Origin of the sequence: Paenibacillus nasutitermitis, from assembly GCF_014641075.1 — a bacterium.
Taxonomy (GTDB): domain Bacteria; phylum Bacillota; class Bacilli; order Paenibacillales; family Paenibacillaceae; genus Paenibacillus_Z; species Paenibacillus_Z nasutitermitis.
Genome location: NZ_BMHP01000003.1, coordinates 1144848 through 1164208 on the forward strand (window position 1 = coordinate 1144848; position 19361 = coordinate 1164208).

Below are 19361 nucleotides of genomic sequence, written 5' to 3' on the forward strand. Positions count from 1 at the left end.
AAAAACGTTTGACATTGACGCTGCGTAAAGCTGTATCGTTATAACTGTCAGGAGGCGAAACCATGGAATATACCGTACAGAAGCTGGGAAAGCTTGCGGGCATCAGCACGAGAACGCTCCGTTATTATGACGAGATCGGGATCCTGAAGCCAGCGCGGATCAACTCGTCCGGCTACCGGATCTACGGCCAGGAGGAGGTGGACCTGCTGCAGCAAATCCTGTTCTTCCGCGAGCTTGGTTTCCCGCTGGATAAAATTGGAGAAATCGTGACCGCTCCTTCTTTTGACAGCGCCCGGGCTCTGAGGTCCCATTATGCGCAGCTCCTTGACAGACGCAAGCAGCTTGACGTGCTCATAACGAACGTCGAGCATACAATAGCCGCGGCAGAAGGGAGAACAACAATGACCAACCAGCAGAAATTCGAAGGCTTCAAGCAGCAGTTGGTGAACGACAACGAAAAACAGTACGGGGAAGAAATCCGGCAAAAATTCGGAGACGATGCAATGGATCAATCCAACCGTAAGCTTATGGGCATGACCCAGGAGCAGTATGATGAAGTGACGCGCCTTGAAGGCGAGGTAAAGGCAGCGCTCGCCGAAGCGTTCAAGGATGGCGATCCGGCCAGTGAATCCGCCCAGAAAGCAGCGGACCTGCACAAGCAGTGGCTGTCTTATCATTCGAGCCAGTACAGCAAGGAAGCCCATGCGGGGATTGCGCAAATGTATGTGGACGATGAGCGGTTCAAAGCCTATTATGATGCCGAAAAACCGGGAACGGCAGAATTCCTGAGAGATGCTGTCCTCATCTACACCGGCATGAAACCCTAAATAACGGGCCATACCCGCCGTCCCTGAAGGGACGGCGGGTATGGCCCGTTTACGGTTATCCATCTATACGGTTAAACGTCCAACGAAGAATTCGGCTGGAGCCCCTGCTCCTGCGCCAGGTATCTCTGCAGCATGTTGAGCTCCCGGTAAAGCTGGAGCAGCTCGGATTCCTTGCCCTGAATAATCCGGGACAGTTCATCGATTTTCGATACAATATCCGACATATCCTCCGACTTCATCATCTCGCTGCTGCTGTAGCAGCCGAAGGACTGTTTTGCCCAGCGCTCCGCTATTCCTCTTCCATCCTTGCGGTAAATGGATATGAACGTGTCAAAAACAGCATTGATGACCTGCCGCCGCTCAAAGCTGAGAACACCCAACCCATTCTTCGCATGAGCCACCGCCTGCATCAGCTGAAATTCATTCAACTTGCCATGCGCTACCTCGCCCCGGTCGATTTCCCCTATTAAATCCGGGTAAACGGATTGAAACAGCTCCGCTTCCAGAATCATTTCTTCCAATGTGACTAAAGACCGTTCCAGCATTGTACCACTTCCCTTATCAGTTTAAAGCCCTTTAGTCCATATCATTCGTATCTGTTTATCTTTTTTGGTCGCTTTTTACGGACATCAGGCATTATGTAAATTTATGCAGGATCGTTAGCCGGAAACGTACAGAGCCTGGACGGCTTCCTTAATATTGGCGTCATACTGCCCCGGTTGCGTTGACGGACCTTTGTACCAGTAAAAAATAAGGGCATTCTTCACTTCAAATATTGCCGGGATCTGCATATCGTATTTTTCTTTTTGTTTGTTGAAATCCGCAAGTCCCTGCTCGCGTTTCTTCACGGAGCGGAAGAGGTAGATGGAGATCGCTTCGCCGTTGTCGAGCATGTAAGTGGTAGCCTTCAAGCCTTCCAGGACAAAACGGTTCATTTCCTCATTCTCTTCCAGCAGCTCTACGCCTTTATCTGCGATAACCGTGCTGATGTCATTGAGATTAATATCCGGTTCGGTTGTGCATCCCGCTGCAAGAACCAGAACCATGAACAGCGTCAGAACAATCTTCTTCATCCCCACTCCCCCTTTAGAAATAAATCTTTCGGTTCAGCTCTGCTTTTATAGTAACTGATAACCAGAAGAACTTCCAAATGATACTAGATTTCATTCCCGGTCAGGGATAAAAAAGAGCTCCATGCAGTGGCAATGCCTGCAGGTAGCTCCTCATTCTTAATAGGATTTATTTTTTAACCGAATCCATCTCATCATTTAATTGATTTTCCCTAATTATGAAATGCTGCTAAATGAATTTCAATACCGCTTGGATCAAGCACAGCAAAAGTGCCGGCTTCGACCGGTTCCGCTGGATATCCTTCCGCCTTCAAGCGGTCCAGGACCTCTTGAAGGGCAGCTTGATCCGGAAGCTCGATCACATAATAAGACAAACCAGCCGCGTCCTTGGGGGTAAGCGGAGCGCCGGCGCCAGCCCATGTATTCAGTCCGATATGATGATGGTAGCCGCCCGCCGATACGAACATAGCCGCATCGCCCATACGCGAGGTGATATCAAATCCCAGTACGTCGTGGTAGAAACGGCGTGTCGCCGTCAAATCCGACACATGCAAATGAATATGCCCGATTATAGTCCCTGCTGGCAAACCGCTCCAGGGTTCATCGCCAGCCTCGGTAAGCAGTCCGTCCCAATCGATCGGATCAACCGCCATAATATATTGGCCTTCAGCGTCGCGCTGCCATTCTCCCCGCGGACGGTCGCGGTAGATTTCAATACCGTTATTATCCGGGTCCGCTATATAGAGCGCCTCGCTCACAAGATGATCGGCCTGGCCGATATGAATGCCCGTGCGGACCAGATTGCGCAGAGATAAACCCAGCGATTTGCGGTCAGGCAGCAGAATGGCAAAATGGTATAAACCTGCTCCAGACCTGCGTGGGCGCAGAACAGCCCCTTTCATTTCCTCCAATATCAGCAAGGGGCCAGCGCCCTCTACCGACAGCTCCGCCGATCCGTTGCTTTCCTGAATCAGCTTGAGGCCGACCACGTCCTCATAAAACGTAATTGACCGCTTCAGATCGCTTACTCTTAGTTTGACAAGCCCGATCCCCGTTTCCCGATTAATGGCATTCGGCATTATAATCACCCCTGCAAAATTTAGTTAACGACATGGTTTATTTGGATTCGGACACAACGGTAAAGCGTTCGTTCCGGTGTTGTGGATGTTCGATTTCGTCCAAGATGGCAACGGCGTAATCTTCATAGCTGATATAGCTTTCGCCGGAGGAGTTGACAAGCAGCTGATCCTTGCCCGATTGGTAAGAGCCGGTTCTGCGGCCCAGAGCAAACATAGCGGAAGGACTGACAAATGTCCAATGAAGCTGCTCCGTCTTCTTCAGAATGTCTAGATTCTTCCCTTGATTTGAAGCGGTAGGGAAATATTCCGGCGGGAAACCGGGGGTATCCATGACACGCGCCGTTTTCGCTTCATCCACATACAGGCTGCCAGCTCCCCCGACTACAATCAGCCGGGTCTGCGCAGCTCCTTTAAGCGCCGCAATCAGAACATTACCAGCATCTACATGAAGATGCTCCTCACCGGCCGGAGCCGCATAAGCATTGACGACAACATCATGGCCAGTCAAATCCCCGCGGGTGAGATCAAATAGATCCTTCTGTACGACAGATACGCGCTCGTCGGTTATTTTGAAAGGATTTCTTACGATCGCGGTAACTTCGTGCCCCCGCTCCAGTGCTTCCTGCAGAATCGCATTGCCGGCTTTGCCGCCAGCTCCGATTATGGCTATCTTCATGGTCAATCTCCTCCATCTATGGTTGATGATTTTATGAATCATTGGTATAGTTGTAACTATAGTTGTTACAGGTTAGGATGTCAATTACTTTTATTGTCTGCTTATCTTCCGTTGACAATTCAAGTGCGATGTTAGACGATGAGGAAGAAGAAATGAGGTGTTTTCCATGGCGATTAGCAGCCGGCTGGCTGTAGCTGTCCACATACTCGTATTAATTGAGACCCATGAAGGAAAAAGAATCACTTCCGATTACATCGCGGGCAGCGTCAATACCAATCCCGTTGTGGTCAGGCGCCTCATGGGATTATTAAATAAAGCGGGCATTATCGCCACAACACCGGGGATCCCCGGCGCAAGCCTGTTAAGGCCGGCATCGGATATTACATTGGCCGATGTCTATTGCGCGGTGGAGCTTTCCAATCAGGAGGGACTGTTCTCTTTTCATGAGAATACCAATCCCCAATGCTTCGTCGGCAAGAATATTCAAACTGCGCTTGAGGATTCCTTCACAAGAGCCCAAAATGCGATGAAAGCGGAGCTGGCGGCGGTGACCATTGCGGATATCGCCGCGAATGTGCAAAAGCTCTGAATTTCTATCCTTTACGAAGAAGAAACGGTTCGCTCCCAGACGGGTGCATCCGTTTTTTCTGCGCTTATGCTGTTTTTATATTGACAATCGTTTTTTTCTAATGATAGAATCGATAAAATATTCCCTATAAATCGCTCGGAATTATAAGTTATATGAAATTGAAAACTTTAGGAGGCGTCTATATGTTCAAACAGGTTTCTTTTCCGAAATGGTTGTCTGCTGCCGCATTATCCTTGTCCTTATTCGCAGCCGTACCACTCGTCTCCGCAGCAGCCGAAGCGGTTCCGGCAGCAGGAGAACCAGCCGTAATCATCGGTTCCTCCAACCACTACCCCTTGTTCCTGCAGGAGAAATTCGGCCTGACCCTTGCTGCTTCTACCACAAAGGGGCAATTCATTAATGACCTTGCTCTTGTTCTTCAATATCAGCCGACTGCTGATGCCGTCACATTCAGTGACGTAGAAGAAGCGAGCCCATATTACGATGCAGCTGCTGCATTGAGTCAGAGAGGGATTTTAACCGGCTCCGACATTCATCCTGATCAACCCTTAAGTGTTTTTCAGGCCGTATTTATCGCCTTGAAAGCAGCGGATTTGAAGGAACTGGCGTATACATACCCCGAAGCCAAGACCGCTGCCGCTCTGGACAAGCTTCATTTGACAATAGATGCGTTCCAGTCGCTTTCCGCCGCGCAGGAAGTCGCTGCTGCCGTGGATTCCGGCCTTGTACCGCCTTCCCTGTATAATCAGTTGAAGCCGGGTACTGCCGCGTCAAAGACGTTCCTTGAAGAACTGCTCGGACAGGTGTTGGCAACGAAAGGTCTCTATGAGCACTACATTGGACGGGTAAATGATCCGGATATTTATATGAAACTGATTGACGCCTATAACGCCTCGGATGTAATCGAAGCCCCGGAATTGGAGTCGGTTGTGAACGGAGCCCTGGAGCAAGGACTCGTTACAGGCTATAACCTGAAAGATGCCCGTTATAACCCGAATTTCATCGATTCGCTTACGATCACTTACGGACATTCCGATATCAAGCATGCAGTCCAACTGACCGGCTTGCTGCGCAGCGAAGGCTTGCAGGCGAAGGTACAGTTCGAGCCAAAAACCTCCGCTTTTGTTCATTTGCTGGAGTGGGGCGAGCCTGAGCCGGACCTGGACAATCATTACAAAAAGCTGGATAACGGCAACTATATCGCTTCCGCGAAGGAATATGATATTTCTTTTGAGTTCAACTCCGCCGCCGACAAAGAAAGATTCCAGCCCATCGTGCTCGCATATGCCAAGAAAGACAGCGAGAACCAGTCCGGGCTGATTGCCGGTTCCTGGTGGCAGCCGCTATATTATTCCCAAACCGAGCTCGATCATTACGACGTCATTACCAATAACAAGATTTTCGGCAGCGGCTACTATTATGCGCAGTCTTTCTCGCTGAACAGCCAATCCGGGGAGATCGTCAATGGGTTCAAGTCGATTGCTCCGGCGATCGACATTACAACGTCAACGTTCTGGGTGGACCGTCCGTTCTTCAGCTATTTGAGCGGCGAGGATTTCAAATAAGCACCTCTCATTCCATCCCGCCGGCTGCCTGTCTTGGCAGCTGGCGGGATGTTTGTTGTATAACATAAGCAGCCAGCGCAAACCGAAATTATGTTAACATTGAATCAATTTCATCATTGCATATTCAGCGTAAGCTTTCATAATAGGTTGATTGTATAAATCCAACTATAAGATTTGCTGCCAGGACAGGTCCAGTCTCACCTGCGGATTTCTTAGAGCGGATATGCCGTATAGGCTTGAATAAGCTTGAAAGGGAGTCACACAACATGAACCATCATAAAATTTGGACACGGGATTTCGTGGCCATCTGTCTCAGCAGTTTTTTTATTTTTATTAATTTCTACATGCTTGCCACTACGCTTCCCCAATATGTGTCGGAACGTTTGTCCGCCAGCGGCCAGCAGATGGGACTTGTCATTACCATCTATGTCCTTGCAGCTGTGATCATGCGTCCCTTTGCCGGGCAATGGGTTGACCGCTATGGCAAGAAAGCAACCGTTCTGGCGCTCGCTTTATTTTTTGCCAGCACGCTGCTGTACCCCGCCATTCACAGTCTGCTTCTGCTGCTCGTGCTCCGAGCTATTCACGGCGGTAGCTACGGAATGTCCTCCACGATGACCGGAGCTATGGCTTCCGAGCTCATACCCGCTGAGCGCAAAGGGGAAGGAATCGGATACTTCAGCATGTTCATGAGCCTGGCTATGGTTATTGGACCTTTCCTCGGGCTCACTCTGATCCATCAGACCAGCTATACGATGCTTTTTATCGTCTGCAGCGTTTTGACCGCCTTTTCCCTGCTCTTCGGTTTTCTGGCAAAGGAAGCACCCAAGGAGGCGGCAGTTAATAACAAGCCGGCTGGCGGATTAAGCTGGTCCATGATCGTTGAAGTCAAGGCGCTCCCGGTCTCTCTTGCCGGATTCGTGCTCGCGTTTTCATACAGCTCGCTGACCTCTTTTATTTCCGTTTATGCCAAAGAAATCAATCTCACCGAGGTGGCCAGCTATTTCTTTATTTGCTTTGCCGTTATGATTGTGCTGCCCCGTCCACTTATCGGGAAAATATTCGACCGTTACGGCGAGCATGTGCTGGCTTATCCCGGGATTGCCCTGTTCATTATCGGCATGCTCGTTCTCGCCAGCGCTCATTCTCCAGTCGTCTTCCTGATCTCGGGGGCCATTATCGGACTCGGCCACGGCGCAATTATTCCCTGCTTCCAGACCCTGGCGCTCCGCGCAGCTCCCGTCGGCCGCACCGGACTTGCGACAGGCACCTTCTTCCTGATGTTCGATCTGGGCTACGGCATCGGCTCGTACGTGCTTGGCGTAATTGCCCAGCATACCCATTATAATATGATGTACCGCATCGCCGGCTTGCTGGTTATTCTCTCGGGTGTCGTCTATTATGTCCTTCATCACCGGATGCAGTCCAAATCGGCGCTTGGAAATACGGTTTGACGCACCGACCAACAACCGGTACCAAGAAAGAAGAGAGCGCCTGGCATAAATGCCAAAGGGCGCTCTCTTCTTGTTTAAGATAATCCGCTTACCATTCCGCGATTACGCCGTCGGCGCTGCGCCAGACGGGATTCTTCCAGTTATGGCCGATCTTGGCCATTTCCCTGACCTTCTCCTCATTGACTTCAATGCCAAGCCCGGGCTGATCCAGCCGGGCCACATAACCGTCCTTATATTCAAAAACACCCGGATCTGCCAAATAATCAAGCAGATCGGAGCCTTCGTTATAATGGATGCCGAGACTCTGTTCCTGGATAAACGCGTTAGGCGTGCAGAAATCCAGCTGCAGCGAGGCCGCCAGCGCAATGGGCCCAAGCGGGCAATGCGGCGCCACCGCCACATCGTAGGCTTCTGCCATCGCTGCGATCTTGCGTGTCTCCCATATGCCTCCGGCGTGACTCAGATCCGGCTGAATGATATCAACGCCGCCGGAGGACAGCAGCTGCTTGAAGCCCCAGCGCGTATACATCCGCTCTCCCGTGGCAATCGGAATGGTGCTGTATCTGGCGATTTCCGCCAGCGCTTCGTTGTTCTCCGGCAGCACGGGCTCTTCAATAAACATCGGCTTAAAGGGCTCAAGCTCCTTGACCAGAATTTTGGCCATCCCCTTATGCACCCTGCCGTGAAAATCGATACCCACCCCCAGTTTGTAGCCGACCGCATCGCGAATCGCAGCAATGCGCGCTACCGCCTCTTCCACCTTGTCATAGGAGTCGATCCATTCCATATCCGACGTTCCGTTCATCTTGATGGCGGTATAACCCTCTTCCAGCTTGGCGCGAGCGTCCAACGCCGTATCAGCCGGCCGGTCGCCTCCGATCCAGGCATACACCTTCATCTTCTCGCGCACCGCGCCGCCAAGCAGCTCGTAGACAGGCACGCCAAGCCGCTTGCCTTTAATGTCCCATAAGGCCTGCTCGATTCCCGACATCGCGCTGGTCAGAATCGGACCGCCCCGGTAGAATCCGCCGCGGTACATGACCTGCCATAAATCTTCAATATTGCCCGCTTCCTTGCCGATCAAGTATTCGCTCAATTCCTCTACCGCCGCACGCACCGTTTCCGCGCGCCCTTCCACGATCGGCTCTCCCCAACCGGTAATGCCGTCATCGGTTGTGATTTTGAGAAACAGCCACCGCGGCGGTACTTTGAACAGTTCCATAGAATGAATTTTCATTAGATCAGCCCCCATATCATAGGATGAATTATCATATTTATAATATACATCATATGAATAATGGTTGTATACCTATAATCGGGTATTAAAAAAAACTCATTTCCTCGTGGGAAATGAGCCCGTGACGATCCGTTATTCAGCCGTCCATTCATCGCGCATATCGATCAGATGCAGTCTCATCAGCTCCCGGGCCTGCTGTGGGTGGCTCTGCATAATCGCCTGCGCGATCAAATAATGGTAAGACGAGGCTTTCTCGTTCATGCCCGGAATCCGCATCGTATGGCGCCTGCTGTCCAGCAGCACGTCGCCGACCATATTTATCATATGAATCAGAATGTCGTTGTTCGAGGCTTTGGCAATCAGCTCGTGAAACTCAATATCCTCCTTGAGAAAAGGCTTGCCGGCCTTCACCTTGCGCTGCATCGCTTCGGCGCTTTTCAAGATGGCCTCCTTGTCTGCCATGGAGGCTTTCTCCGCCGCCAGAGCCGCAAGCTCCGGCTCCATAACCAGACGCGCCTCGGTCAGCTGCATCCAGGAAGCCCGCTCCATCGCGGCCAGATAACCGTTCGGATTGTCCGAAATCTGATTGCTGATGAACGTGCCTCTTCCCTGCTCGACCGTCAGAATCTTCTGCTTGCCGAGTATCCTTACGGCTTCCCGGACGGATGAGATGCCTACCTGAAGCTCCTCCGAGATTTCCGCAAGCGTCGGCAAACGATCGCCGGGCTTCCAGATTTCCTGCTCGATCCGCCGTTTGATTTCATCATAAACTACTTCATAGATCAGCTTCTTCTTCATGCTTCACGCTCTCCACCCGCAAAATTCCTTTTTTTCAACTGCTGTCCGCTATTTCATTTCAATGTATTCATAAAGACCATGCCATTCAGGTAACGCCTCGCAAGCGAATGAAAGCAAGACGTATGCACGGAAATGAGCGCGACATGGAGCGCATTTTGCAGCGCATCCCTTTGTTCTTCTGCAAAGCCCGGCAGGCCGGCTACGAACTCGCCGGTCAGCTTGCCGATCATTTGATCCCATTTGGAAATCAGGTCGTTCCGCTCTCCTTCATAAGCCCGGTAATGCCCATCAAGCTCCTCAAACAGCTCGGCATAAGCGGCATAAAAGTTCAACGGGCATAGCAGCTGCGGATGCCTGCCATCAGTGCCGGTGACGGGAAACACGATTTCGAACAGCTTGCGGATGGCCTCGTAATCCAGTGCCGACCGCAAATCCTCAATAATAAAAAACAGCGATGCCTGCTGCAGGGAATATTTTTTCCCTTCTTCAGCCAAGCCGATAAAATCTTTAAAATCCCGTTTTACCCAGTTCTGTACCGATGTTGCGGAAAAATGGGTGTACTCAATTTGCGATCCCAAGGATACGATATCATGTAGGGATAATGCCGGGTTCATATCGGACTTGATCATCCGCTCCATCACGGGGGGCAGGGCAGTAGAAACAAAAGCGGACATGGAAATCCCCTGGTCTTTTTCTCTTTGGATATGCGATCTCCAGGTTTCCTGGATGATGGAAAGCGGCGACCGCGCGGATTGTTTATTTATAGAAAGAAGGAGCTCAGCCATCTCCTTGCGGGTAAACGTTAATGTTTGCATGCCTCACACCTCGAATCGTTCTTATGAACTTATCATAAAACTGACTTGCGGATGTGTCAAAGCGTTAAAGTCAAGGTGCGGACCTTCTTTTGCCTGATAAGCCATCGAAATCAGACCTATATCCGCTAAAATGGGCGATTCATGACTTTGTAGTTTATGTAAAATCCCTGTAGAATAAGTTCTTAAGAACCACTAATAAGAATTACTCAAAAGAGGGAAGGTCGTTATGGCTCTAAATTTTGTTTTAATCGCTTTGCTGATTATTCTCACGGCATTCTTCGTTGCCACCGAATTCGCCATTATCAAGCTGCGCGGAAGCCGTGTCGATCAGATGGTGCTGGAGGGCAAGAAAAATGCTTTGGCCGTACAAAAAGTTACCACCCACCTGGATGCCTACTTGTCCGCTTGTCAGCTTGGTATTACCATTACCGCTCTGGGTCTCGGCTGGCTCGGTGAACCAACGGTGGAGAAGCTGCTTCATCCCGTATTTAGCCAATTGGCAATTGGAGACAGCTTGAGCCATATCCTCTCCATGATTATTGCGCTTGCCGTTATGACTTACCTTCATGTAGTCATCGGTGAACTGGCGCCTAAAACGTTAGCCATCCAAAAAGCAGAGCAGATTACAGTGATCGTAGCTCCTCTGATTATTATTTTCTATAAAATCATGTACCCTTTCATCTGGCTGTTGAACGGCTCGGCCAACGGACTTGTCCGTCTGTTCGGAATGAAACCCGCCAGCGAGCATGAAGAGGCGCATTCAGAAGAAGAAATCCGCATTATTCTCTCGGACAGCTATCAGAGCGGCAAAATCAACAAAGCGGAATATGGTTATGTAAACCGGATCTTCGCCTTTGATGACCTGCTCGCCCGGGAAATTATGATTCCGCGTACCGATATGGTGTGTTTATATGCAAACAAATCCCTTTCCGAGAATCTTGCCATTATCAAAAAAGAACAATATACCCGTTTCCCTGTCGCTATGGATAATAAAGATCAGATTATCGGAACTATTAATACAAAACAGTTCTTCCTGAAGTATGACAATAATCCTTCCTTTGACTTCAGTACGCTGCTGCAGCCGGTGATGACGATTCCCGAGGTCATGCCCGTAGACAGCCTCCTTAAAAAAATGCAAAAGGAACGCGTCCATATCGCCCTTCTGGTCGATGAATATGGAGGTACCTCAGGGCTAATTACGATTGAGGATATCATTGAGGAAATTGTCGGCGAAATTCGCGATGAATTCGACAGCGACGAGAAGAAAGAAATTGAACCCCTTGGTGAAAACCGGTATTTGGTGGAGGGCGTTGTACTCATAACAGAGATCAACCGGCTTCTGGGAACCGATCTTGAGCATGACGATGTCGATTCCATCGGAGGCTGGCTGTACAGCAGGCAGCCTGAACTCAAGGAAAATATAGAATGGCGATTCGAGGATCTGAGCTTTATTATCCGCGAGAAAGTCAAACAACGGATTTTGAGAATCGAAATTCATCACTTGGCCGGTTCGCAGCTCGTTGAAGGAGCATCCCTATAAAAGAACGAAAATGCGTAAGACAACCACCTGCAGGGATAACGCTGCGGCGGTTGTCTTTTTTTGCGCTTGCAGCCGTTGGATCACGCATTTCATCCGGTGCCGTAGGCAAGCTATTCCGGGTATCACTTCAGTCCACGGCTTGCTCCAAGTTCACATCTTGGTTGACAAGAAACGAAATGGTGTCCTATAATATCAATTAGGAAACCATTTGGTTTCCTAAACAAATACAAACAGGGAGCACACTATAAGCAAAGCAGCTTGCCCAAATCATATAATCGGAGGCTAATCATGGATAATAACACGCCAGACACGCTGCCGGATATCCGGCAGACACATGTATTTAACGCACCTATTCAGAAGGTTTGGGACGCCGTCGCCACATCGGAAGGAATCGCCGCCTGGTTTATGCCCAATAATTTCAAACCGGAGGCAGGCTATGAATTTCATCTGGAAGCCGGTCCCTTTGGCCAATCCCCCTGCAAGGTGACGGAAATCGATCCGCCAAACCGTCTGTCCTTCAACTGGGGCAAGGACTGGTCGCTGACCTTCGAGCTAACAGATCTGGCAGGCAAGACGGAAATCACGCTCATTCATTCCGGCTGGGATGCGGACAAGGTTACCGAATTCGGCCAATCCCATACGCAAATTCGCGAGAATATGGCTCAAGGCTGGGCCGGCCTTACTGTCGCTTTGGGCAAATATGTCGAAGCGTGATGCGGCCGCATCCGAACCGAAGCACGATGTTTTCCAGGCGATAGCCGATCCCACCCGCCGCAGTATGCTGATGCTTCTGGACGGCAAGGAGCTTCCCGTCAACAGCATCACCGGCCATTATCCCATGACCCGGACAGCGGTATCCAAGCATCTTCGCATTCTGACGGATGCCGGTCTGCTGCGCGAGCGCAAGGTCGGCCGGGAGACCCGCTACCGGCTTGATCCCGAACCGCTGCTGGAGCTGAAGCGATGGCTCGCTTATTACGAGCGGTACTGGGACAACAAAATGTCCGCGCTCCGGCGTTATGTGGAGGAAGACCATTCGCCAGGCGACCTTCCGCTTTTGGGGAAATCAGAAGAAAAATAACAACCGGTAGGATAAAGAACCTTGCTCCGTTTGACAGATAACGGGCAAGGTTCTTCTTTTCGCCCAGGCAGCCAGCCCCCCATCTGGTGAAGACGTGGCAGGGATGTCGCTATTTGTTTAGTTTCCATTTGCAGATCATGACCAGCTCTTGTCCTTGCAGCTCGGCGCTCAGGCTCCCGTTCATCTTCATCATCAAACTGCGGGCTATGGATAGCCCAAGTCCCGTTCCTTCGCCTGATCTTGTCTGATCCGCCGTATAGAAACGGTCGAACAGCCTATTCAGATCGTTCCCCGCCAAATCCTTCGCTTCATTGGCGATGGTTAACATGACCGTATCCGGTCTTTTGCTAAGGCTGATCCGCACTTCGCCGCTCGTATGCTTGATTGTATTCAAGAGCAAATTTTCCGCCACCCGCCTCACTGCCGATTCATCCGCATAGATAACAACCTCAGACTCGGGCAGTTGAAGCAGCGGTGTGATGCGCTGTTCCTCAAACCGGTCGAACAATCCCATGACAATGTCCGGAAGCAAGTTATTCAATCGCAGCCTTTCTGTCTTCATCGGGTAATCGGGTGACTCAATGACCGACAGCTCAAAAAAATCATTCAGCAGCCCTTGGAGCCGCTTGGTGCGGTTTTTTACGACAAGGACATAGGTCTGTTTCTCTTCAAGGGTTAATTCATCGGATTCTAGGAGCTGAATATAACCGAAAATCGACGTGAGCGGCGTTCGGATATCATGGGAAATGTTAGCGACGGCCTGTCTGAGCTCATTCTCGGTGCGCCTTTGTTGTGCTTGGGCCTCCACCACCAGATCCGACTGGCGGTTGACTTCTGCTGCAAGCGATTCGATCTGCCGGTCAAAGTAGGTCAGGTCTATTTTCTTCGCTGTCCCGCCGTTGTTGTATTGCCGGAGCTGGCTTGCCATCCGTTTCAGCTCTCTGGTCACAAGCAAAAGGCGGATCAGAAGAAACGCCGCCGTTATAACTGAAAGTATCGTTATAAATAGCATGTTTCCCCATCCGCCTTTCCGCCTGACTATTTAATTTCTTTTCTCCGGTAAACCAGAACACCGAGAATCCCCATCACAATCATCGTCAGCACGGGAGTCAGCAGAATGTTTACAAGCTCTCTGCCCTCCAGCTGCGGTTTGACGATATCTAGCATCAGCTTGAACACCGAATGGTCATATACATCCATAAAGAATGGCATAAAACTGCCCAGGCCAACCAGAATGGAATCAATCATAATAAAAAATATGAGGAGGAAACCAATCGTCTTGCCGCTGTCTGTAAAAATCGTGGAGAAGAAAGCGGCTATAGCTGCAAAGCCCGCTGCATAGAGAAGCGTCAAGCCCAATGTGCGCAAGAGAAAACCGGCAGCGTTGTCTACAGGCAGCTCGCCGAAGCTGGAGAGCAAGGAAGCTACCAGCGTACTGACAACGGGGAAGACCAGGGAAAGGATCATGGACCCCGCCGTAAAACCAATGAGCTTGGCCGAGAAAATCCGGCTTCTGCTGCTGCCTGAAGATGCAATGGTCTTCATGACACCGGTCGAATATTCGCTGGAGATGAAGAACCCTGCCAGGATGGACAATCCGAATTTAATAATATAAACATTCGCATCCACGCTGCTCAGGAAAAATTCCGCACCGCTTACGGCCGCGTCTCCATCGTACTGATTATCGATATAATTAATAATCGGATAAGCTGCCGCTATCAGGAGCACCAGGTAAATCAACATCCGGAATGAACGGTCTTTCCGGAGCTTGTACAATTCCGCCAGAATGAGATTGCTCATTACCATGCACCCCCGATCCGCTTCGTGAAGAAGCTTTCCAGGTCTTCGCCCATCGGCATAAACTCCTGAATTTCAAGCCCCGAAGCGGCAAGCGTTGTCGAGACCTTGCCGGGATGCCCGAGGTGCGCATACAACCGGATGACTCCGCCTGGCATTACTTCAAAATCGGTTGTATCCAGCTTGTTCTGGATGACCGAGGCCGCCTTGGCCGGCTCATCCACCTTGATGTGCACATATTGCTGGCATTTCTCATTGAGTTCCTTGACCGTCAGCTGCTCCAGCAGCTCTCCATGATGAATAATCCCGTAATGGCTGGCCAGCAGGTACAGCTCGCTCAGAATATGGCTGGATATGAGAATTGTAATGCCTCTTTCGCTGTTGAGCCGTTTGAGCAGCTCTCTCATTTCAACGACGCCCATGGGATCCAGCCCGTTGGTCGGTTCGTCAAGAATCAGAAATTCCGGATCGCCCAGAAGCGAAATCGCCAGACCCAGCCGCTGTTTCATCCCGAGCGAGAAGTTCTTCGCCTTTTTTCTGCCGGTCCCCTCAAGCCCGACGATTTCAAGCACCTTGCGCACGCTATCCTTTCCCGGAATCCCGCGCAGAAGCCGGTTCGCCTCCACATTCTCGTACGCCGTCATTTGAGGAAACAATGCCGGGCTTTCAATAATCGATCCGATCCGTTTGCGCGCGGCAACAAGGCCGGTTCCTCCGGTTTCCCCGAACAATTCAACCGTACCGGCAGTCGGAAAAGCAAGTCCTGCCGCAATACGGATGAGTGTCGATTTTCCCGCTCCATTTTGGCCGATAAAGCCATATATGGATCCTTTCCTGATCGTCAGGTTTACATTGTCCAGCGCTTTGCTGCCCTTGAAGCTTTTGGTCAAATTATGGGTTTGGAGCACATATTCACTCATTTCTCGTGGCCTCCTCTTAGGTCATAAGTTAAATATAGAAGCGAAAACATAAGAGGAGTTAAAGACAATCCTTAAGAAAAGCTTAAGATGCCGCCAAGGGCCGATTATGGCTTGAGACGATAGCCCATTCCCCACAAGGTCTCGATAAATTCCTCGTCGGGACTTGCTTTGGCAAGCTTGCTGCGCAAATTGCTTATATGGACGTTAATCGTATTGTCATCACCAAAAAACTCTTCTCCCCATACGCTTTCATATACGTTCGCCTTGGTAAACACTTTCTTCGGAGAGGACATCAAGAGAGCCAATATCTCATATTCCCTGGCCGTCAGAGTCAAGACCGTATCGCCCAGCGAAACGGACTTCGCCTCTTGATCCAGTCGGATTGACTTGAATTGCAGAAGCTGCTCTTTGCCCTCAGCCGGAGTTCCGCGTCTGTACCTGCGCAGGTGGGAATCGATCCTTGCGGACACTTCGTCAATGTCGAAGGGCTTCGTAATGTAGTCATCCGCACCTCGCCGCAGCATCGCAACCTTGGTCCGCGATTCCTCCTTGGCCGAAATCACGATCACTGGAATTGGGCCAGTCATCTGGATGCGGTCCAGCAGCTCCTCGCCGCCAAGGCCCGGAAGCATCATGTCCAACAGCACCATATCCCATTCCTGCTTGTCCAGATACAGCACGGCTTCCGTTCCGGAATAGGCAGGCTGCGGCAAATAACCGTTTCTCCTAATAATATTGCATAAGAGCTGATTAATATCGTTATCATCTTCCACGACCAGAATATGAATTTTTTTATCTGTAAGCACCATTTAATCCTCTACCTGATACGTATCTTTCAAGGCCATGAGGCCTTTCCTGGCAACATCCAATGCGCTCAAATCCCCGAAATCCGTTATGAAAAGTTCCAAGGAAACGTAACCGCGGTAACCGCTGGCATAGAGGATACGGGCTATTTCCTTGCTTGGCGCGATGCCTTCCCCCGGGAAGACCCGGTCTGCGTCGGCAATCGTCTCGCGCGGCGGAACAGCAGGATAATCATTGGCATGGAAGATGCCGATTTGCTCGCCTTCCAGCTTCGCCAGACCATCCACACTGCTTCCTCCGGTATACATATGAAATGGATCCAACAGCACCTTAACGTCGGTGTACCCGCTCGCCTCCATGATGGACTGTGCTTCACCAAGCTGCGAGAGCTTGTCCGCCCGTCCCCAGAACTCCAGAATGGGCTCGACTCCCAGGCTTCGTCCCAGCTTCACCAGCCTGGCATAATATCCGGCCATGTCATGGAGAGAAACATCCTTCACATCTCCAAAAGGAGGGGCAGCTACCGCCTGGCAGCCAAGCTCGGCCAACATGCGAATTTCCCGCTCTGCCTGCACAAAGGCCGCTTCCCGCACACCCGGATCCTGATCAGCCCATTTGAAGAAGGCAATTGCGTTGACGAAGGAAACGCCCGAATCTACGAGCAGCGCCTTCAGCTCAGCCGTTGTCCCCCCCTCTTCCAAATAAGCTTCAATCTCGCCTACCCACAGCTCGACTCCTTCATATCCCGCCTCCGCAGCCGTCCGAATCTGATCCGGCAGGGACAGATTAAAGGGAAACAGCGTGGAAGCGTTTAAGGATGTTTTAAATGGAAACATATTCACTACCTCCTCGGATATTTCTGATCTTCCTATTATAAGATAAACACGGCTAAAAAGGATATCCTTGTTCAATGGGCGGTAAGGTTATAGCGACTGGATTCGACAAAATACATCCCTCCATGTTTTGTTTGTAAGAAAATAGGAAATGCTATCATCATCACAAACACCCAATAGGAGGACTATATGCAAATGAAAAAAACCGCCGTGTCCGTCTGCCTGGCTGCGCTTGGCTTCTTTCTGCTCGGATCCATGTTCCTCAACCCGACAGCTGATGCCAGCTCCAAGGAAGACAAAGTGACCGTAGAAATCATAAACAGCAAGGGAGAAGCCATCGGGACCGCACTGATTACCCCGAAAGATAACGGCGTTCTGCTGCATGTCGAAGCGAAGAATCTCCCGCCCGGCATTCACGGCATCCACTTCCATGAAACAGGCAAATGCGAAGCCCCTGACTTCGCCTCAGCAGGCGCCCATCTGAATCCCACTCACAAGCAGCATGGATTCAACAACCCCAAAGGGTTCCATGACGGGGACCTGCTGAATATCCAAGTGGGACCTGATGGTACAGTGAAGGCCGATATGGAAAGCAAGAACGTTACACTGGCTAAAAATGCGGCCAATTCCCTGCTGAAAGCCGGCGGGACAGCGCTCGTCATTCACGAGAAAGCCGATGATTATGTTACGGACCCGTCGGGTAATTCCGGCGGCCGGATTGCTTGCGGTGCCATCCAGTAATACCCGGCCGATGGAGTTTTATATGTATGTAAAAAAAAGGACCTCACCCCCGCCATCTGTGGGTAATGAGGTCCTTTCGCTTATGGATGGAATTACTCCCACTCTATAAGACTTGGGGACAGCTTCTTTGTCCAGGAGAGCTGTGTAAGATCTAGCTGCGCTTGAGCGCTTCCAGCCCCAATGCCACGGAACCGCATAATCCGGCATTGTCGCCAAGGCCGGGCGATACGATATAATCCGCAATGCCTTCCTTGACGCTGGGATGATTCACATATCCATTCAGATTGCGCTGAACTTGCTCATGAATCAGCGGGAACAGCTGCAATTGATGCATGACGCCGCCGCCAAGAATGACTTTCTTAGGCGACAGCAGGAGAATGGTGCCAGCTATCGCTTGCGCGATATAGAAAGCTTCCATCGCCCATGCGGGATGATCCACCGGAAGCTCGCTTGCTTTCACTTTCCAGCGTTTCTCAATAGCCGGACCTGCGGCCATCCCTTCCAGACAATCCCCGTGATACGGGCAGAAGCCCTCATAGGTATCCTCTGGATGGCGGCGCACCAGTACATGTCCGCCCTCGGGATGGACAAGGCCGTGCACCAGCCGTCCTTCCGAGTATACGCCAACGCCGACACCGGTGCCGATCGTATAATACACGCAGCTGCTGAGCCCTTTGGCTGCTCCCCATGTGGCTTCTCCAAGCGCTGCCGCATTCACATCCGTGTCCCAGCCGAACGGAACATCGAACTCCTTCTTCAGCGTACCCAGAAAATCATATCCGCCCCAGCCCGGCTTCGGCGTAGTCGTTACATGCCCGTAAGTCGCGCTCGCAGGATCAATATCGATCGGCCCGAATGTGCCGATGCCAATCGCCTCAACCTTTTTATCACGAAAATAATTAATGACATTAGCAAGCGTTACCTCCGGCGTTTCCGTCGGAAAGCTGACCCGTTCCTCAACGTCCCCATGCTCATTGCCGATTCCGCATACAAATTTCGTTCCGCCTGCTTCTATTGCTCCGATGCGCATTTCAATGTCCTCCATTATAGGGTATTGATTCGTTCATAAGTTTAATTACCACCTACCATAATAAAGGACTGGTAACCCTTTGACAATGCAGGGAGGTTTTTTGGCTCCTATTCAAGCGGGATGTTCCTCTTCGAAACAGAGGAGCAATGGATTAAGCCCGTCCATATATATATGAAGTATTAAATCACAGACGTTTCAGAAAATAAACAACCTTAACCCGGTTCAGTACCGGATTAAGGCTGCTTAACATATTTAACCGCCAAGATTCTCGATTTTATGACCGTTTAGGATTGAAGATTAATAAGGCAATAAATGATACCAGGAAAAATATCCCTGCAAAAGCTCCCCAATAAACAAGAACATCCTTTATGGGTAGACCGAAATACCGAACCATGATTCGGTGAATTATACCAGCTACAATAAATAATAAACAGTTCACAATCGAAAACCCTAAAGCTCTTATCATAATAAATATCCTCCTAACAGCAGTTGGATTATGAATGAA

The 19361-nt window shown here is 50.5% G+C and carries 22 protein-coding genes; 8 read left to right on the forward strand and 14 right to left on the reverse strand.

The features are described from left to right. The first annotated feature begins 62 nt into the window (after positions 1-62). Positions 63-827 carry a MerR family transcriptional regulator gene (locus IEY46_RS23850; protein WP_188995742.1) on the forward strand — a complete coding sequence of 255 codons (765 nt, stop codon included), beginning with the start codon at positions 63-65 and terminating at the stop codon, positions 825-827. A 71-nt stretch (positions 828-898) separates the two neighbouring features. On the opposite strand, the gene IEY46_RS23855 is transcribed toward IEY46_RS23850, so the two are convergent. From IEY46_RS23855 to IEY46_RS23870, 4 genes are all read right to left on the reverse strand, one after another. Further along, a complete protein-coding gene (locus IEY46_RS23855) occupies positions 899-1372 on the reverse strand; it encodes a hypothetical protein (RefSeq protein WP_188995744.1) in 474 nt (157 codons plus the stop codon). A 114-nt stretch (positions 1373-1486) separates the two neighbouring features. After that, positions 1487-1900: a hypothetical protein gene (locus IEY46_RS23860; protein ID WP_188995746.1), complete on the reverse strand. Its 414-nt coding sequence runs from the start codon at positions 1898-1900 to the stop codon at positions 1487-1489. Positions 1901-2109: 209 nt separating this feature from the next. Then, the gene (locus IEY46_RS23865; RefSeq protein ID WP_188995748.1) at positions 2110-2976 is read right to left on the reverse strand and encodes a VOC family protein; all 867 of its coding nucleotides are present in this window, start codon (positions 2974-2976) and stop codon (positions 2110-2112) included. A 37-nt stretch (positions 2977-3013) separates the two neighbouring features. Further along, positions 3014-3652: an NAD(P)-dependent oxidoreductase gene (locus IEY46_RS23870; protein ID WP_188995751.1), complete on the reverse strand. Its 639-nt coding sequence runs from the start codon at positions 3650-3652 to the stop codon at positions 3014-3016. Between the two features lie 166 nt (positions 3653-3818). Between IEY46_RS23870 and IEY46_RS23875 the strand changes: the two genes are divergently transcribed. The 3 genes from IEY46_RS23875 to IEY46_RS23885 all read left to right on the forward strand — a co-directional run bounded on the left by IEY46_RS23875 (position 3819) and on the right by IEY46_RS23885 (position 7260). After that, positions 3819-4241 (forward strand): Rrf2 family transcriptional regulator, encoded by a 423-nt coding sequence (locus IEY46_RS23875; protein WP_188995753.1) that lies wholly within the window; start codon positions 3819-3821, stop codon positions 4239-4241. Between the two features lie 182 nt (positions 4242-4423). Beyond that, complete coding sequence (locus IEY46_RS23880; protein ID WP_188995755.1) at positions 4424-5806, forward strand: S-layer homology domain-containing protein; 1383 nt, start codon at positions 4424-4426, stop codon at positions 5804-5806. Between the two features lie 266 nt (positions 5807-6072). Next, on the forward strand, positions 6073-7260 hold the full coding sequence (locus IEY46_RS23885) for an MFS transporter (protein ID WP_188995757.1): 1188 nt from the start codon (positions 6073-6075) through the stop codon (positions 7258-7260). Between the two features lie 88 nt (positions 7261-7348). Here IEY46_RS23885 and dgoD read toward each other — a convergent pair whose 3' ends face one another. The 3 genes from dgoD to IEY46_RS23900 all read right to left on the reverse strand — a co-directional run bounded on the left by dgoD (position 7349) and on the right by IEY46_RS23900 (position 10110). After that, a complete protein-coding gene (gene dgoD, locus IEY46_RS23890) occupies positions 7349-8497 on the reverse strand; it encodes a galactonate dehydratase (protein WP_188995759.1) in 1149 nt (382 codons plus the stop codon). A gap of 132 nt (positions 8498-8629) precedes the next feature. Further along, positions 8630-9295: a FadR/GntR family transcriptional regulator gene (locus IEY46_RS23895; RefSeq protein ID WP_188995762.1), complete on the reverse strand. Its 666-nt coding sequence runs from the start codon at positions 9293-9295 to the stop codon at positions 8630-8632. Between the two features lie 53 nt (positions 9296-9348). Continuing rightward, entirely contained in the window at positions 9349-10110 is a 762-nt protein-coding gene (locus IEY46_RS23900) for a DUF1836 domain-containing protein (protein WP_188995764.1), read from the reverse strand. 226 nt (positions 10111-10336) lie between these two features. Between IEY46_RS23900 and IEY46_RS23905 the strand changes: the two genes are divergently transcribed. The 3 genes from IEY46_RS23905 (at position 10337) to IEY46_RS23915 (ending at position 12731) form a co-directional block, all read left to right on the forward strand. Next, positions 10337-11650, forward strand: a complete 1314-nt coding sequence (locus IEY46_RS23905) for a hemolysin family protein (protein ID WP_188995766.1) — start codon at positions 10337-10339, stop codon at positions 11648-11650. Positions 11651-11938: 288 nt separating this feature from the next. Further along, on the forward strand, positions 11939-12364 hold the full coding sequence (locus IEY46_RS23910) for an SRPBCC family protein (RefSeq protein ID WP_188995768.1): 426 nt from the start codon (positions 11939-11941) through the stop codon (positions 12362-12364). Continuing rightward, complete coding sequence (locus IEY46_RS23915) at positions 12351-12731, forward strand: ArsR/SmtB family transcription factor (protein WP_188995770.1); 381 nt, start codon at positions 12351-12353, stop codon at positions 12729-12731. Before IEY46_RS23910 ends, IEY46_RS23915 begins: the two co-directional genes overlap by 14 nt. A 109-nt stretch (positions 12732-12840) precedes the next feature. On the opposite strand, the gene IEY46_RS23920 is transcribed toward IEY46_RS23915, so the two are convergent. From IEY46_RS23920 to IEY46_RS23940, 5 genes are all read right to left on the reverse strand, one after another. Continuing rightward, a complete protein-coding gene (locus IEY46_RS23920) occupies positions 12841-13743 on the reverse strand; it encodes a sensor histidine kinase (RefSeq protein WP_188995772.1) in 903 nt (300 codons plus the stop codon). 26 nt (positions 13744-13769) lie between these two features. After that, the gene (locus tag IEY46_RS23925) at positions 13770-14531 is read right to left on the reverse strand and encodes an ABC transporter permease (protein ID WP_188995774.1); all 762 of its coding nucleotides are present in this window, start codon (positions 14529-14531) and stop codon (positions 13770-13772) included. Continuing rightward, positions 14531-15448, reverse strand: coding sequence for an ABC transporter ATP-binding protein (locus IEY46_RS23930; RefSeq protein ID WP_188995777.1), 918 nt, complete (start codon positions 15446-15448; stop codon positions 14531-14533). Before IEY46_RS23930 ends, IEY46_RS23925 begins: the two co-directional genes overlap by 1 nt. A gap of 104 nt (positions 15449-15552) precedes the next feature. Beyond that, positions 15553-16257, reverse strand: coding sequence for a response regulator transcription factor (locus tag IEY46_RS23935; RefSeq protein ID WP_188995779.1), 705 nt, complete (start codon positions 16255-16257; stop codon positions 15553-15555). After that, positions 16258-17088: a sugar phosphate isomerase/epimerase family protein gene (locus IEY46_RS23940; protein ID WP_188995781.1), complete on the reverse strand. Its 831-nt coding sequence runs from the start codon at positions 17086-17088 to the stop codon at positions 16258-16260. A 192-nt stretch (positions 17089-17280) separates the two neighbouring features. Here IEY46_RS23940 and IEY46_RS23945 point away from each other — a divergent pair, with 192 nt between their 5' ends. Then, positions 17281-17826 carry a superoxide dismutase family protein gene (locus tag IEY46_RS23945; protein ID WP_188995783.1) on the forward strand — a complete coding sequence of 182 codons (546 nt, stop codon included), beginning with the start codon at positions 17281-17283 and terminating at the stop codon, positions 17824-17826. Between the two features lie 151 nt (positions 17827-17977). Here IEY46_RS23945 and IEY46_RS23950 read toward each other — a convergent pair whose 3' ends face one another. Together IEY46_RS23950 and IEY46_RS37105 are read right to left on the reverse strand one after the other, a co-directional pair. Beyond that, on the reverse strand, positions 17978-18856 hold the full coding sequence (locus tag IEY46_RS23950; protein WP_188996157.1) for an ROK family protein: 879 nt from the start codon (positions 18854-18856) through the stop codon (positions 17978-17980). 274 nt (positions 18857-19130) lie between these two features. Further along, the gene (locus IEY46_RS37105) at positions 19131-19322 is read right to left on the reverse strand and encodes a bacteriocin-like WGxF protein (protein ID WP_188995785.1); all 192 of its coding nucleotides are present in this window, start codon (positions 19320-19322) and stop codon (positions 19131-19133) included. Positions 19323-19361: the final 39 nt, after the last annotated feature.